Raw genomic sequence first — 15,747 nt, 5'->3', positions numbered from 1 at the left:
CGCGGTCCCGGGGGCCGCGGGGGGGGCGGGGGGGTGGGCCGCCGGGGGGGGGGGGCGCGCGCGGGGGGGGGGGGGGGGGGCCGGGGGGGGGGGGGGGGGGGGGGGGGGGGCGGCGGGGGGGGGGGGGGGGGGGCCCGCGCCCCCCCGCCGCGACTGGGCCGGGGTGATCAGCAGCACTGCCCAGCTGACCCGCGATCTCGATCTGGCCGAGGAATGCGCGCAGGACGCGTACGCGCAAGCCCTGAAGACCTGGGGCGAGAGGGGCGTCCCGGACCGGCCGGGGGCCTGGCTGACCACCTGCGCCCGCAACCGGGCCCTCGACCTGATGCGCCGCGAGTCGGTGTTCCGCGGCAGGATGCCGCTGCTGGTCGCGGGCGAGGCAGTGCCGGGACCCGAGGAAGCCTTGAACGACGATCGGCTGCGGCTCATCTTCACGTGCGCCCACCCGGCCTTGTCGCCGGATGCGCAGGTGGCGTTGACGCTGCGGCTGGTCTGCGGTCTGTCCACTCCAGAGGTGGCCAGGGCGTTCCTGGTGCCGCCGGCCACCATGGCGGCTCGCATCACCCGTGCCAAGAAGAAGATCGCCGCGGCCCGAATCCCGTATCGGGTGCCAGGTCCCGACCAGTTGGAGGAGCGGGTCAGCGCCGTTCTGGAGGTCGTCCACCTCATCTTCACCACCGGGCACACCGCGCCGCTCGGTACCCACCTGATGCGTCGTGACCTGACCGACAGTGCGATCAGGCTGGCCCGCGTGCTGCACCTGCTCATGCCGACCAACGTGGAGGCCGGTGCCCTGCTCGCCCTGTTGCTGCTCAACGCGGCGCGTCAGGAGACCCGGATGTCCGACTCCGGTCGCCTGCTGCTGTTGTCCGAACAGGACCGTGCGCGCTGGGACCGGCAACTCATCAGCGAGGGCCAGTCGCTGCTGATCGAGGCCCTGCGGCGGAAGCCAACAAGCCGGTACGCCCTGCTGGCCGCTATCGCCGCTTTACACGTGGAGGCACCGAGCTGGGCTGACACCGACTGGACGGAGATCGTGGACATCTACGACGTCATGCTCCGGCTGTGGCCGTCGCCGGTAGTCGAGCTCAACCGCGCCGTCGCGGTCGGCATGCTCGACGGGCCTCAGGCCGGACTGGACGCACTGACACCGCTGCTGGCCGATCCCGTTCTGGCGACCTACGGTTACCTCAGCGCCGCGCGCGCCGATTTCCTGCGCCGGCTGGAGAACTGGCCACAGGCCGCGACCGCCTACGAGGAAGCGCTGGCGCTCACCGACAACGAGGTCGAACGCGCTTTCCTCACCGAACGGCTCATCGAGGTTTCGCGCAACCTGTGACCGCCCGTCCACGCCATGGCCGGGTTCCGGGACGCACAGCTCCGTCACACCAGCAGGCGGGGATCCATCCGCGCGACGGCTCCACGCCCGTCCAGGGCCCTGCCGGTCTGGTAGCACCGGTCGAAGACGTCACCGAGTTCCGCGCGCAGCCGCTCGGTCAGCCGCACCGCGAAGACGTCGGCGCCGCCATCACCACCCCGCAGGCGCGCGGCCGCACCCAGCACCTCCGCCGCATCGTCGAACCGGCCCAGCACCGCGGCCGTCTGAGCGAGACCCGGCCCGAGCAACGCGACGACCGGGCGGTCCTCGGTCAGGACGGCGGCCGGGTACGCCTGGCGGAGCACATCGAGGGCGTCGTCCAGCCGCTGCGGCAGGTGTTCGGCGGCCGCGGCGTAGATGGCCGCGACCGCGCCGAGCACGGTCGTGACCACGTGGCCGCGCACCGATTTGGTCGCACCCTCCGCACGTAGCCGGGCCCGGACGTCGTCGGCCAGGCGCACCGCGGCGTCGTGGTCGCCGTCGGTCCACTCGACGCCGACCATCGCCGAGTCGACCACGAGGTCTGCCTGGCCGCCCTGCCAGAGGTTCCCACCACCGGACCGGAGCGCGGCCAGTTCGTGGCGGGCCTGGGCGGTGCGGCCGAGCGACCACAGCAGCCAGGCGATCCGCAGTCGCAGGAAACGAGCGTCGTCCGTCGCCCCGAGCTCCTCGGCGGCCGAGCGCGCGGCCTCCAGGTCGGCCAGTGCGCCGGGCAGGTCACCATCCACCACCCGCAGCGCGCCCCTGGTCCGACCGGCGACTGCCACGCCCCAGCGGTCACCGGTCGTGTGGAACTCCCGCCGCGCGAGCTCGGCCTCCTCCCGCACGCGGTCCGAATCACCCCGGTTCTCGGCCCAGTTGGCGGCCGCGGCGTGCCGCACCGCCCGGACCCACGGATCGGGCGAGGTGCGCGCCTGGTCCGCCACGGCCTCCGCCTCGGCGGAAAGACCGGCCACCGCGGGGAGGACGGCCAGCACCGCGTCGAGGCTGCCGTAGGGGGACGGCACCGGGTTCGCGCGGAACCGCCGCAGCAATTCGGCGACCTGATCACGGACCTGGTCGCCGCCGACGTCACGGCCTTCGTCCAAGGAGAACATCACCCGCACCGCCTCGGCGTAGCCGAGCAACGGCTCGGCGGTCCCGTCGTGCGCCTCTATCAGCTCGTCCAGCCAGCCCGCCTCGTAGGTGTCGCCGGTGATCCTGCCGAGCCACGCCGTCGCCAGGGTCATCATCAACGCCTCGCGCAGCCGTCCGGAGTCGAACAGGTACCGCCGGGCCGCGGCGACGTTGGTCTCCTCCGCGCGCAGGGTGGCCAGCGCCCCCAGCTGGTCCCTGCCCCGCAGCACGGGTTCCAGCGCGTCCACGAGCCGCGCGAAGTAGCGGGCGTGCCGATTCCGCGCGGTCCCCGCCAGGCCCTGTGCGGTCAGCCGTTCCACGCCGTACTCGCGGATCGTCTCGAGCATCCGGTAGCGCAGCGGGGTGTCGTGCGGGGGTCGCAGCAACGACTTCTCGGTGAGTGTCATCAGCAGCTCGCCGACGTCCTCGGAGGGCACCAGGTCGTCGGCGCAGACCGCCACCGCCGCCTCCTCGGTCACCCCGCCTGGGAACACCGCCAGCCGTTCCGCCAGCAGCCTTTCGGGTTCCGTCAGCAGCTCCCAGCTCCAGTCCACCACCGCCCGCAGCGTGCGGTGCCGCGGCAGGGCAACCCGGTCGCCGCCGGTGAGCAGCCGGAACCGGTCGGAGAGCCGGCGGGCGATCTCGGCCACCGGCAGCACCCGCAACCGGGCGGCGGCCAGCTCGATCGCCAGCGGCAGCCCGTCGAGCCCGCGGACGACGGCGACCACGGCCTCGACCGTGCCGTCGTCCAGGACGAAGTCAGGACAGGCGGTCGCGGCCCGGTCGAGGAACAGGCGGACAGCCGGGTACCGGGCGGCCTGCCCGGGAACGGCCACGGACGGCGGCAACGCGAGCGGCGGCACACGGGTCAGCGCCTCGCCGGTCAACCCGAGCGGTTCACGGCTGGTCGCCAGCACCCGCAGGTCCGGCGCGGCGGCGACGAGGTCGGCGACCTGCTCGGCGACCGCGCCGAGCAGGTGCTCGCAGTTGTCGACCACCAGCAGTCCGGCGGACTCGCGCACGGCGTCGAGCAGCCGCTCGCGGTCGTCCTGACCTGACTGCTCCGGCCGCAGCCTCGCCTCGCGCAGACCGATCGCGTCGAGCACGGCCCTCACGATGCCGGCGCCCGACATGACTGGCGCCAGCTCCACCAGCCACGCCTCGCGGCGTCCGCCGGCCGACCAGCCGCGCGCCACCTCGGTGGCCAGCCTGGTCTTCCCCGCGCCGCCGGGACCCACCAGCGTGGTCAGGCGGTGCGCCGCGACGGACGACCGCACCTGGTCCAGCTCGGTCTCCCGGCCCACGAAGCTCGTCAGCGGAGCACCCAGGCCCCGCGGCACCGGCCGCCGCATCGGGGCACGGTCCGCGAGCGCGCCGCCGAGCAACCGCTGGTGCAGGTCGCGCAGCTCCGGCCCGGGATCCGCGCCCAGCTGCCCGGCCAGCTCGCGGCGGATCCGCTCGTAGCCCGTCAGCGCGTCCGCACTCCGGCCGGTCGCGGCCAGCGCCGTGATCAGCTGGGCGGCGAAGTCCTCGCGCAACGGGTGCTCGTCCGCGGTCCTGCGCAGGTCGGCGACCACCTCGTCCGCCCGCCCGAGCGAGAGGGCCGCGGCGAACCGCCCCGCGTGGGCGTCCAGACGCAGGTTCTCCAGCTCGGCGGTCAGCCCGGCGACGTACGGCGCGTCGGGCACCCCGGTCAGCGCCGGACCGCGCCACAACGCGAGCGCCTGCTCGAAAGAGGTCAGCGCGCTCCCGTGGTCCGCCTCGCGGGCGGCACGACGGCCGCGCGCGAGCAGGTCCTGGAACACAAGCGCGTCGACGGCGTCGGGAGTCAGCGGCAACCGGTAGCCGCGGGCGTCCATCAGCACCGAGCCGGCACCGCCGAGCACGCCGCGCAGCCTGGTGATCAGCGACTGCAGGGCGTGCGCCGCCGCGCCGGGCGGCCGTCCGTCCCAGACCGCGTCGATCAGCTCGTCGACCCCGACCGGCCGGGGAACGGCCACCGCGAGCCTGCAGACCGCGGCGCGCAACCGGGTCCCCGCGAGGTGGGTGGCGACGTCGTCCACGTCCACTTCCAGGGGGCCGAGGACCGCCACGCGCACGTTCACCGTCACGGCCGCAACTCTGGCAGATGGCATCGCCCCCACATCGAGGTGTCAGTCCCGTGTGTGCGCCGTGTGTGTGCCGCGTGTGCGGCACACCGGACTCTTTGCCTGTCCGAGGAACACGGGAACATTTCGGAAAGTGGGTCATCCGTGCATGACGTCGTGATCGTGGGTGCCGGCCCGGTGGGGCTCTTCCTCGCGTGCGAGCTCGGTCTGGCGGGCTGCTCCGTGCTGGTGCTGGAGAAGGACACCGAACCGCGTTCGGCCTGGAAGAGGGCGCCGCTCGGCACACGAGGGCTGTCGGCCGCGTCCGTCGAGGCGTTCTACCGCCGGGGCATGCTGGCACCGGTGCTGGAGGCGGCGGGCATCCCCTACGACCCGGACGGCGATCCCGCGCCCCCGCAAGCGCACGGCCACTTCGCGGGCATGATGATCAACCCCGGCGACGTCGACCTCCCGGCGCTGCCGTTCCGGTTGCCCAGCCCCGCCAACCAGCAGGCGGTGGTCAACCTCGAGGCAGTCGAGACGCTCCTGGCCGTACGGGCGGCCGAGCTCGGCGTGGAGATCCGGCGCGGAGTGGCCGTCTCGGACGTCACCCAGGACGAGGACGGCGTGGTCGCCCGGGCCGGGGGACAGGAACACCGGGCGCGGTGGCTGGTCGGCTGCGACGGTGGGCACAGCGCGGTGCGCAAGCTCGCCGGGTTCGAGTTCGTGGGCACCGGCCCGCGCTTCACCGGCTACATCGCCCAGGTCGACCTCGACGACCCCGGGTTGCTGAAGCCCTGGTTCAACCTGACCCCGACGGGCATGTACCTGACGATGCCCGGCGGCGGGATCGGCATGATGGACTTCGACGGCGGCACATTCGACCGTTCGCAGGAGCTGACCCGCGAGCACCTCCAAGACGTGCTGCGCCGGGTCTCGGGCACCGACGTCGCGATCACGGAGGTCCACCTCGCCTCGACCTACACCGACCGGGCGATGCAGACCTCGACTTACCGGCGCGGGCGCGTCCTGCTGGCAGGCGACGCCGCGCACATCCACTCACCCCTGGGCGGCCAGGGACTCAACACCGGCCTCGGCGACGCGGTGAACCTGGGCTGGAAGCTCGCCACGGTCGTGCACGGCGACGCCTCGTACGAGCTACTCGACAGCTACGAGCGCGAACGGCACCCGATCGGCGCCTGGGTACTCGAATGGACCCGTGCCCAAGTCGCCGCAATGGGACCGGACCTGCACTCGCAGGCGGCCCAGGGAGTGCTGCGCGACCTGATCGCCACGCGCGACGGGGCGACCTACGTGTACGGCAAGATGTCCGGCGGCTGGATCCGCCACGACGTCGGCGAGGAACACCCACTGACCGGACGCGACGCCCCGGACTTCCGACTGGAGGACGGCACCCGCCTCGCCGGGCTGATGCGGGACGGGCGAGGCGTGCTGCTCGACTTCAGCCGGGACGAGGTCCTACGCGACGTGGCCTCGCGGTGGAAGGCACAGGTGCACTACGCGGCCGGGACGGCGAAGGACGATCTCGGGCTGACGGCCGTGCTCGTCCGTCCGGACGGGATCGTCGCCTGGGCCGGCAGCGGGCCCGGCGATCCACAGTCGATCGAACGCGCGGCGGCGCGCTGGTTCGGCAAGGCGTTCTAGGAAGCCGGCAGACCGGGTGTGGCAGACCGCCCCGAGCGCGCGGTCGAGGTCGCCATCGTGGCTCGATTGGCGCGGCTCCGTGCCATGCCCTGACCGCCACCATCGGGCACAGGCAGATCGGATGAAGCGCTGTCGGCCAGTTCCCGCCCGTTCTCGGCGGGCACCTCGACCCGTGGGTCACCGGTGATATCGGGGCGGCGGTGCCGAAGCGAGGTCTGCTAGTTGTCGCTGCACTCGCGCGGCGTCCTCGTTGCGGCCTTGCTCCCGATACAACTCCAGCGCCTCCTGCCACGCCTGGCGGGCCTGATCATGTTGTCCAAGAGCGGCGTGGGGATGGCCGAGGCGGTCGAGAGTGGCCGCGACCTCATAGGCGTCGCCGTGGGTTCGGAACATCGTGAGGGCTCGGTGATAACGATCGACCGCCTGCTGGTGATCTCCGATGCGGTGGGCGACGAACGCAAGGCTGTCCAGAGTGGCCGCCTCGCCGTCGGGATGGTGGTGGTGCCGATACAGGGCGAGGGCGGCGGAGCAGTGGTCACGGGCGGTGTCGAACTCGCCCAAGCGCGCGGCGAACCAGCCCACCACGTTGAGCGCGTGAGCCTCCCACACCGGGCGGTCGAGGGTGCGGTAGAGGTCAACGGCATGCCGGGCGTGGTCCAAGGCCTGCCGGTCGTTCCCCTGTTGTCCGCAGGCGATGGCGAGCTGCTGACGGGTGTGCGCCTGTTCGGCGGGGTCGCGCTGGTGCACGGCCAGTGCGAGTGCTCGGCCCAGGTGTCTCGCGGCCTCCTCGTGCAGGCCCAACCGGGAGCAAGCGCGGCCAAGGTTCCGATGAGTCCGGCTGCGGGTGGTTGGGGCGGGCAGATGCGCGGCGGCGTCCAACGCGGTCCGCCACACGGCGAGCGCGTCGTGCCGGTTCCCCTGCCTGCGGTGGAAGGTGTCCAGCGCCCTGGCGAGGTGCCAGACGACGTCGTGGAGACCGAGTTCGGCGGCCGCGCGTTGGGTGGCCAGGAGAATGGCGTGCTCCGCCTTCAGCCAGGCCATCGCCGACGCAGGATCGGCCGGTGAGAGCGGCGGGATGGCGGGCGCGGGTGAGTCGGGGCTGACGAGCGGGCGGTGGGGGTCCAAGATCCGGTCGGCGGCGACAGCGGTGTGCATGTAGAAGTCCATCACCCGCCCCAGGGCCGTCTTCCGCACGTCATCGGGTAGATCACGGGCCGTGATGCCGGCGTAGGCGCGGACCAGGTCGTGCATCGCGTACCGGCCGCCCGGCCGCAGGTCGAGCAATGATGTCTGCTCCAGCGCCGACAACGCTTTGCGTGCTCGGACAGGGGACAGGCCGGTGAGGGCGGCCGCGGCGGGGAAGGTGATGTCAGGTCCGGGGGTGATGCCCAGCAGACCGAACACGGTGCGGTGTTCATCGGTGAGCCGACGCATCGACCAGGACAGCACGGCGGGCAGGCTGGCTGCGGGGTCGGTGTCGTGGTCGAGCATCGCCAAGCCCAGTTCGCGCAGTTCGGCTGCCACCTCGGTCAGCGGAATGGCCGGACGGACGGCGACGTCGCGGGCGGTGATCGACAAGGCAAGCGGATATCCACCGCACAGGTCGATCAACTCGTCGACGACGTGGGGTTCGGCGGCGACGCGGTCGGCGCCGATTCGACGGGTGAGCAGGGCGCGTGCCTCGGCGCGGGCGAGCACGTCCAGTTGCAGGTGGCGGACGCCGTGCCGGTCGATCAGGGAGGCGAGCTTGGTGCGGCTGGTGACCAGCACGGTGCAGGTCGGACTGCCTGGCACCAGCGGGATCACCTGCTCTGCGGTGGCGGCGTTGTCCAGCATCAGGAACATCCGCTTCCCGTTGAGCACGCTGCGGTACAGCGCGGCCTGGGCGTCCAGGTCGGCCGGGATGCGGCTGGGGTCGACGCCGAGGGCGTCGAGGAATCCGCGCATCGCTACTGCCGGTGCCATCGGCTCTTGCGTAGGGCTGAACCCGTGCAGGTCCACGAACAGCTGGCCGTCGGGGAACCGCTCGGCGTGCTGATGCGCCCATGCCAAGGCCAGCCAGGTCTTTCCGATCCCGCCGGCTCCGCCGATCGCTGAGATCACCACCGTGGCGGCAGTTCGTGTCCTCGAACCGGCCTCGGACAGCAGGTGCGCCTCATCAGGTTCAGCCGTCAGTGCCTGGTCCAGGCGGGCCAGTTCGGAGACGCGGCCGGTGAACCACCGTGGTGGCGCGGGCAACTGCCGGGGCGCCGGATCCTCCGCCTTCGCCGGTGTTTCTTGCATCGTCGAGGGTGGGGTGAGGGAGGAGTCGGTGTCGAGGATGCGCTGATGCAGGTCCTGCAGTGCGGTGCCGGGCTCGGTGCCGCATTGCTCGATCAGCCGGGCACGCAGTTGCCGGTAGTGGGTCAGCGCGGCGGTGGTGCGTCCGGCGCGGTGCAAGGCCAGCATGAACTGGGCGGCGACGCGTTCGTCCACCTCTTCCTGTTCCGCCAGTGCGAACAGGTCGGTCAGGACCTCGGTGTGCCGGCCGCAGCGCAGCGCGACGTCGATGCGGTCGAGTTGGGCGGCGATGCGTTCTCGTTCGAGTCCGGTGCGCACCGCGGCCAGCCAAGGGGTGTCCAGACCGGTGAACGGCTCACCCTGCCAGAATGCCAAGGCCTGGTCGAACAAGCCGAGAGCCTGCACGTCATCTGCTCGACGTGCACGGACGACCAGACGGCGGAACCGGTGCAGGTCAACGACATCCGGGTCGGCGAGCAGCACGTAGCCGTTGGGTCGGCGCTCGATCCCGATGCCTTCCGGTGAGAGCAACAGTCTCAGCCTGGAGAGGTAGTTCTGCAGGACCTGCCGGACCCGGTGCGGCAGATCCTCTGGCCACACGCGCTCCAGCAACTGCTCCACCGTGACGACCCGGTTGATGTCCACTGCCAGGACCGCGAACACGCACCGCTGCCGCGTGTGCCCCACCTCCACACGCCGATCTCCGTTCCAGGCTCCTACATCCCCCAGCAACCGAAGCTCCACCATCACGCCCCCTGTCGCCGACGCCCCGGCGTCTACACCCTGCCGGAATTTCCACAAGATCGGCACCGATTCGGCACAGGCGCTCGTGTCAGCACATTCCACGTTCCTGGTGTTTTCTCTTGACGCTGCACTCCCATGCTCGCGGCAGGCGGAATTCAAACGCGGAGGGACAGTGGATCCGGCTGAGCCGGCCAGACGGGCGGCAGGGGAGTTGCCGCCGCCGTCACTCAGGAGGGGGATGAAGTGAGTAGGAGAGTTCGTATTTCCGGTTCAAGGGCAGGGCGTGGGGCGCTGTTGGTGGCGAGCCTGGCTCTGGCTGCTGTTGCCGTGCCCGCGAACGCCTCGGTGAACCAGGGCTACATCTCGGGTTTCGACACCGTCACCGACGACTGGGGCGACGAGGGGGAGCTCGCTCGCAACACTTTCCCGAACAGCAATGCGAGCGGCCTGTGGCAGTTGGTTCTCTACGCGGACGGCTACCTCGGCGCCGGCGAGGTGGACTGTGAGTTCGGTCCGCGAACTGAGGCGGCCACCAAGCGCTGGCAGGGCGATCGCAAGCTCGGGGTGGACGGACGGGTCGGCGTGAACACGTTCAGCCTGGCCGACAACAACCTGAGGATCACTGCGGATCCGTTGATCGTCGAGTACGTCGGGTCGTACGCGTCGGTGTACTTCCGTCGCGAACAGGGCGTGTACTTCATCTACCCGAGCGTGCCGGCCTATTACCGCGTGAAATCTTCGCTCTGTTGAGCGGAGTCGACATGAACCGAAGCTCTGAAGAAGTGGACCACGTGAAGGGCTACATGAAGAAGGCTGCAGTGGTGGTGTTCGCCGGCGCGCTCATGTTCGCGACAGCGACAGCGGCGTCGGCCAACCAGGCGGGTGTGCGGGTCGATGGCAAGGAGCGTGGCTACGGCGGGGTGAACAACCACGGCAACCATGTCTACGCCTGCGACACCAGATCCGACAACTGGGGTGTCAGGACCAGGTTCGTCTACGTCGTGTCCGGCGGTGGCCAGTACGAGGACGTCGTCGGCGACGGCAACGGGTCGACCACGGGCTGCGGTGTCCGAGACCTCCCGCTGGCGCTCACAGCCGTCAGGTTCAACGTGTGCGCCGGTGTTAGCGGCGCGGACACCGGTTGCACAGGGTGGATCGAAGTCGACTTGAACGACCGCGCCGCCCAGGCCGGAGCGGCGAACCCCAGCACGATTTCGCTCGGCTGATCGGGAGATCAGCGCAGTTGTGCAGCCGCACCTCGACCGAGGTGTGGCTGCACAACTGCGAAGGCCCGCCACTCGTCTCAGTCATCTGAGGCGGCGTGCACACCGCTTACCTCATTGACTTGGTCCTGCTGCCCGTCTGACATCTCCAGTGCAGCAGGACTGCGACTCCGGGAACCGCGCTGTGCAGGCGGTTCCCGGAGTTTTCACGACTTGAGGCCACAACGCTCGGACGCAGGTTTCCTTCTGTGTCAACGAAGGACGACGGTGGGCACAGGAGAGCCGGTCAGGCTCGACGATCCGTGCCGCTGTCTGGGCAGACGCGGCAGAACCGGAAGCGGCCACCATGGCCGGCGCGGAGACGTACCTGCACAAGCGCACCACCGACACTGCCACGCTGGCCTCGGTGTTGCCGGGACTGCGGTTCGCGGCGTGGCCCTGGCCGGACAGCCGCATTCTGCGAAGCGGGCGTACGTGTTCTCTGTGTTGGAGGTCGGCAGCCGCTACGTCCACATCTTCGGCACCACCACCAACCCTGACGGCCCTTGGACTGCACTGCAGGCTCGCAACTTCCTCATGGAGCTGGACGACCGGGCCAGCTAGCTTCGGTTCCTGGTTCGTGACAGGCCGGCCAGTTCACGGCGTCGTTCGATTCCGTTCTCGCTGACGCCGGCATCGACGTTGTGAAGGTCCCACCGCAATGCCCGCGGGCCAACTGCTACGCGGAACGGTTTGTCGGCACCGTTAGAAGCGAGCTCACCGACCGGCTGCTCATCATCAACGAGCAATACCTGAAGTCAGTGCTGAACCGCTACGTCTCCCACTACAACCACCGGCGACCACACCACGCTCCACCACGACCCGATCACCCGACCGGAGATCCAGGCTGTAGATCCATACGTCGTCGGCGAGTGCTTGGCGGCTTGATCAACGAGTACGAACCTGCAACCGCGTGATCCGCAGGTCAGGCCCGTCGAGCCGTGTTTTGGCACCCCACACGCCATGATCAGCCTGACGTGGGTACGCCGCCGGCGGCTCCGCAGTCCCAGGCCGTACCGCGGTGACCACGGCCTGCGGTGGACGCGGCGGCCTGTGGGTGAGCATGGCGGTGTAGGAGCACAACCGCGTTCCTCCCGCACCGCGCCGAGGCCACCCGGCCGGTGCGGTGGCCGGAGCCTTGGGGGCATGCTGACGGCCATGAATCGTGAGCACGACGTCGTCGTCTACGGCGCCACCGGGTTCGTTGGGGCGCTGACCGCCGCATACCTGGCCCGGCACGCCCCCGAGGGCGTACGGATCGCGCTGGCCGGGCGGTCCGCGGACAAGCTCACTGCCACCAGGGCCGGGCTGCCTGCGGCGGCGCGGGAGTGGCCGCTGGTCGTCGCCGACTCGGGGGATCCGGTCGCGCTGGCGGCGCTGTCCGCGTCGACGCGGGTGCTGGCCACCACCGTCGGCCCGTATGCGCGTTATGGGCTGCCGGTCGTCGAGGCGTGCGCGCGGGCCGGCACGCACTACGCGGATCTGACCGGCGAGGTGTTGTTCGTCCGCGCCGCGATCGACGCCGTGCACGAGCTGGCCGTGGAGTCCGGAGCCCGGATCGTGCATGCCTGCGGCTACGACTCGATCCCGTCCGACCTGGGCATGCTGTTGCTGCACGAGCGGGCCGTGGCCGACGGCGCGGGGCCGCTCACCGACGTGCGGTTGGTGGCTACGGTCCGCGGCGGTTTCAGCGGCGGCACGATCGACTCGCTGCGGGCGCAGATCGAGGCCTACGAGAGCAATCCCGGCCTGCGCCGCGTCGCCGCCGATCCGCATGCGCTCAGTCCCGACCGCGCAGCAGAGCCGGCGCCTGCCCAGCCCCGTGACGCGGGGATGCCCTCCCGCGCCGCCGACGGAACGTGGCAGGCGCCGTTCGTGATGGCCCCGTTCAACACCCGCATCGTGCGGCGCAGCAACGCCCTGCTCGACTGGGCCTACGGGCCGGAGCTGCGCTACGGCGAGGTAATGGGCGCGGGGCAGGGCGTCACCGGAGCGCTCATGGCGGCCGGTATCACCGGTGGGCTGGCGGGGCTGGTCGGCGCGATGTCGGTCAAGCCCGTCCGCGGCCTGCTCGACCGGGTGCTGCCCGCGCCCGGTACCGGGCCCAGCGAACAGGCTCGTGCGAAGGGCTGGTTCCGTTCGGTGCTGCACGCCACCACCAGCTCGGGGCGCCGCTACCGGGCCACAGTCGCCGGACCAGGCGATCCCGGCTACGCCGCCACGGCCGTCATGCTCGGGCAGAGCGCCCTCTGCCTGGCCCTCGACGACCTCCCGCATCGGTCCGGCTCCCTCACGCCCGCGACGGCCATGGGCCGGCCTCTGATCGATCGCCTGCGGCTCGCCGGCCACACCTACGACGTCACGACCGCCTGACCCACGCCGCCGTGGGGGGATGCTTCTTGCGGCCTCGGGAAGCGTGTCCTAGTCGTGGCACTGAAGCCTCGGACGGATGGTCCTCGGTGTCGGTGCGTCACGCGGGCCTTGAGGGAGGTTGATCCAGGCGAGCACGTCGGGCCTGGTTTGAGTGGCCCGTGTAGGAGAACTCCGGGCTGGGGCAGAGGCCGGCGCCCTGTACGTGCCGAAAAATACGTCCGTGCAGGTCAGCAGTCATCTGCGTGTTTACCGGTCGCCGTCCGGCATGATCGTGGCTCGTGCTGGTCCGCTTCGCCTACCTCGCCGTCTCCCACGCCTTCGCCGCGCTACGGCTGTTGCGCATGACCGACCGTGAGAAGGACGTCGAGATCCTTGCCCTACGCCATCAACTCACGGTCTTGCACAGACAACTCGGCGATCGGCGCCCACGACCGCGGCCCGAGGACAGGGCGTTGCTCGCGGCGCTGCTCGTGCCGCTGTCACGCGTAACGCTGCGCCGGCTCCGGCTGCTGGTCAGCCCAGACACGGTGCTGTGGTGGCATCGCGACCTGGAGAGAAGCCGCCACGCCCGTGCAAGCAAACACTCACGGTCGATGAGCGTGCGTCCTTTGCTTGTCGTGTAAGCAAGAAAGACGCCGAGCTGACGGTTCTCGGTCCGCCCGGCTGTGCCGGAGTACTGCCGCTGCACTCCGGCGGATCCAGTACCCTTCTTCAGGAAACCGGTCTCGTCCACCACCAGCACGCCGTCGCGCTCGCCCAGGTGCTCGACGCGTAGTCACGGACCCCGTCGGCGTCCCAACTCGCCGCGTTGAGCAGACGCTGCATGCCATCCGGTGTGGCATCCCCAGCAGCCTCGGCCAGAGTCCACCCGTTCTTGCCCGCCAAGGGTGCCAACAAGCCCCTACATAGGCACGGGCACGGCGTCGTGGCTCTACCCGGTGAAACCGCCCCGCCACCCGTCCGAACAGGTCGTCCAACCCCGCCGTCCAGGCAGCAAGATCCTCTTCAGTCAACACAAGATCGGTAACCTAGGGACTGTAAAACGTTTGGTGTAACTCCCGATCATGGAAGTGCACCTGATGACCGACATGATGTCCGGCGTGGAGAACGCCGAGGACTCGAAGCCCGCAGCCGGTCTGGACGGCCTGGACGAGCAGCTCGTCGCGCAGCTGCTGAGCAGTGCCAAGGCCAGTGGCCTGAGGCTGACCGGTGAGGGCGGGGTGCTGCAGCAGCTGACCAAGCGGCTGCTGGAGTCCGCGCTCGAGGGTGAGATCACTGATCACCTCGGCTATGACAAGCACGACCCCGCCGGCCGCGGGACCGGTAACTCGCGCAACGGCACCCGATCCAAGACGGTGCTCACCGATGTCGGCCCGGTCGCGATCGAGGTGTCGCGGGATCGGGACGCCAGCTTCGAGCCCAAGATCGTGCGCAGGAACATGTTGCCCTCGACGTGGAGCCGGTCGGCGTGCAGCCCCGGGAGCTGGCAGCCGTCGAGATCCAGCGCGGACAGCGTCGCGCTGCGGGCGGTCATGATCGTGTCGAGCTCGCAGCCGGAAAGCCGCAGCCTGACAGGGCTTCGAGCGAAGTCGAGGTCCAGCGGGCCCACGATTCGCGCGCCACTGAGCTGAACGCCGCGCGGATCAAGCTGTTCGCTGTAGCGGCCAAGCAACAGCCCGCGGATCAGCTCCGCCCTGATCTCTTCATCGGTCTGCAGCACCGCGCCGGTACGAGCCGCCTCCACCAACGAACGTTCACTACTCGTCAGCTGAGACTCAGAGAGCATCCGCTCAACCTCTTTCTACGCAGAGTGCACGCTGTGTTCTCCGGGCACGCAGCCAAACAGGCGCCCCCAGACAGTCTGGGCGGCGCTTGCCGCCAGCACGCCCCCGACACGCCGCCGTGCTGGCGGCAGCCAGGACCCCGGCAGAACACGGGAAGGCTCGCGCGTCAGTACCTCCGGATTTCGCAACGCCGCCGTGTCGACAGCGATAGCGGCCTGTCGCGCGCCGTGCCGGACACGAGGTGATCGGCGGAACTCCTCCGAGAACCGGGCATCGACGGATCCCGCAGTCGTTCCCTGCAGACAGTCGCGTTGCCGGCGCCGTCGCTGGCGAAGCCAGCTTCCTCGCTCGAGCGCCGCCGGCCGCGGGAGGCATTTGTCTCTGCCGCCGCTACTCCAGTTCGGTGGGGACAACGAGGAAGACCGTGCCGCCGGCCCCTAAGATGCCTCCGGTAGGAGCGCTGCGCTTGCATGCCGCTCTGTCACCCCCGACTGGTCCACCGCCTTGGGCTGGTCGGGCGGAGGCGACGCGGTTGCCGACCGCACGATGGTCAGCGCGGTCGTCCAGGCGCGTCACGGCGGCAGGGTCGGCCGCGGAGGTGGCGACCTGGTCCACCGGCTCGACGTAGCAGATGCGGAGCTTGAGGCGGTCCTCGTGCGTCAAGCCCAGCTTGGCCGAGCGCAACCGCAACTCGGCCGCGCGGTTCAGCTCACTGCGCCAGAACTCGTCCACCAGGTGCTTGCCGACGATCGGGTACTGGTCGGGTCGTACCCCGAGCGAGACGTGCTTGTGGGCGATGCGTTCCGCGATCGGGCCGAACGGCGTGCCGTCGAGCAGGTGCTGGGCGTAGGCGATCACCGCGGACGCCCAAGGCGATCTGCTGCTTGCCGCTGGCCTGGTTGCCGTGGTTGAAAAGGTTCAGCAGTTCCGGGTGCGCGGCGAACATCGACGGGTAGAACTCGGCGGTGATCTCGGTGGCGTGGTCGCGGACGACGGGCAAGGTCGCGCGGACCACGGCGGCCGAAGCAGCGGAAAGCACAGGTAGCTCCTCGGGGATG

General features: G+C 70.5%; 11 protein-coding genes and 2 pseudogenes. 9 read left to right on the top strand and 4 right to left on the bottom strand.

Features of this window, described 5'->3' with window-relative positions:
- Positions 1 to 163 precede the first annotated feature (163 nt).
- Positions 164 to 1,339, top strand: a complete 1,176-nt coding sequence (locus ACH413_RS07180; protein WP_396424907.1) for an RNA polymerase sigma factor — start codon at positions 164 to 166, stop codon at positions 1,337 to 1,339.
- A 44-nt stretch (positions 1,340 to 1,383) separates the two neighbouring features.
- Here ACH413_RS07180 and ACH413_RS07175 read toward each other — a convergent pair whose 3' ends face one another.
- Positions 1,384 to 4,605 carry a BTAD domain-containing putative transcriptional regulator gene (locus tag ACH413_RS07175; protein ID WP_360049175.1) on the bottom strand — a complete coding sequence of 1,074 codons (3,222 nt, stop codon included), beginning with the start codon at positions 4,603 to 4,605 and terminating at the stop codon, positions 1,384 to 1,386.
- Positions 4,606 to 4,746: 141 nt separating this feature from the next.
- Here ACH413_RS07175 and ACH413_RS07170 point away from each other — a divergent pair, with 141 nt between their 5' ends.
- Positions 4,747 to 6,246 carry an FAD-dependent monooxygenase gene (locus ACH413_RS07170; protein WP_360049176.1) on the top strand — a complete coding sequence of 500 codons (1,500 nt, stop codon included), beginning with the start codon at positions 4,747 to 4,749 and terminating at the stop codon, positions 6,244 to 6,246.
- 177 nt (positions 6,247 to 6,423) lie between these two features.
- Here ACH413_RS07170 and ACH413_RS07165 read toward each other — a convergent pair whose 3' ends face one another.
- Entirely contained in the window at positions 6,424 to 9,219 is a 2,796-nt protein-coding gene (locus tag ACH413_RS07165; RefSeq protein WP_360049177.1) for a BTAD domain-containing putative transcriptional regulator, read from the bottom strand.
- A gap of 348 nt (positions 9,220 to 9,567) precedes the next feature.
- Here ACH413_RS07165 and ACH413_RS07160 point away from each other — a divergent pair, with 348 nt between their 5' ends.
- The 6 genes from ACH413_RS07160 to ACH413_RS07135 all read left to right on the top strand — a co-directional run bounded on the left by ACH413_RS07160 (position 9,568) and on the right by ACH413_RS07135 (position 13,528).
- Positions 9,568 to 10,020 (top strand): peptidoglycan-binding protein, encoded by a 453-nt coding sequence (locus ACH413_RS07160; RefSeq protein ID WP_360049178.1) that lies wholly within the window; start codon positions 9,568 to 9,570, stop codon positions 10,018 to 10,020.
- A gap of 11 nt (positions 10,021 to 10,031) precedes the next feature.
- Positions 10,032 to 10,496, top strand: coding sequence for a hypothetical protein (locus tag ACH413_RS07155; protein WP_360049180.1), 465 nt, complete (start codon positions 10,032 to 10,034; stop codon positions 10,494 to 10,496).
- A gap of 471 nt (positions 10,497 to 10,967) precedes the next feature.
- Positions 10,968 to 11,096 (top strand): hypothetical protein, encoded by a 129-nt coding sequence (locus ACH413_RS07150; RefSeq protein WP_360049181.1) that lies wholly within the window; start codon positions 10,968 to 10,970, stop codon positions 11,094 to 11,096.
- A gap of 80 nt (positions 11,097 to 11,176) precedes the next feature.
- Complete coding sequence (locus ACH413_RS07145; protein WP_360049183.1) at positions 11,177 to 11,449, top strand: integrase core domain-containing protein; 273 nt, start codon at positions 11,177 to 11,179, stop codon at positions 11,447 to 11,449.
- A gap of 241 nt (positions 11,450 to 11,690) precedes the next feature.
- The gene (locus ACH413_RS07140; RefSeq protein ID WP_360049184.1) at positions 11,691 to 12,905 is read left to right on the top strand and encodes a saccharopine dehydrogenase NADP-binding domain-containing protein; all 1,215 of its coding nucleotides are present in this window, start codon (positions 11,691 to 11,693) and stop codon (positions 12,903 to 12,905) included.
- Positions 12,906 to 13,183: 278 nt separating this feature from the next.
- Positions 13,184 to 13,528 carry a hypothetical protein gene (locus ACH413_RS07135; RefSeq protein ID WP_360049198.1) on the top strand — a complete coding sequence of 115 codons (345 nt, stop codon included), beginning with the start codon at positions 13,184 to 13,186 and terminating at the stop codon, positions 13,526 to 13,528.
- Here ACH413_RS07135 and ACH413_RS07130 read toward each other — a convergent pair.
- Positions 13,444 to 13,918, bottom strand: a pseudogene (locus ACH413_RS07130) (transposase); the annotation flags it as partial. The gene ACH413_RS07135 and the pseudogene ACH413_RS07130 sit on opposite strands and share 85 nt — an antisense overlap.
- A 51-nt stretch (positions 13,919 to 13,969) precedes the next feature.
- Here ACH413_RS07130 and ACH413_RS07125 point away from each other — a divergent pair.
- Positions 13,970 to 14,536, top strand: a complete 567-nt coding sequence (locus ACH413_RS07125) for a transposase (protein ID WP_360049186.1) — start codon at positions 13,970 to 13,972, stop codon at positions 14,534 to 14,536.
- Positions 14,537 to 15,418: 882 nt separating this feature from the next.
- Here ACH413_RS07125 and ACH413_RS07120 read toward each other — a convergent pair.
- Positions 15,419 to 15,728 (bottom strand): annotated as a pseudogene (locus tag ACH413_RS07120) (globin domain-containing protein); the annotation flags it as partial.
- Positions 15,729 to 15,747 lie beyond the last annotated feature (19 nt).

Source organism: Lentzea sp. NPDC020367, assembly GCF_044387305.1.
Classification (GTDB): Bacteria; Actinomycetota; Actinomycetes; order Mycobacteriales; family Pseudonocardiaceae; genus Lentzea.
This window is presented reverse-complemented; position numbering and strand designations above follow the sequence as displayed.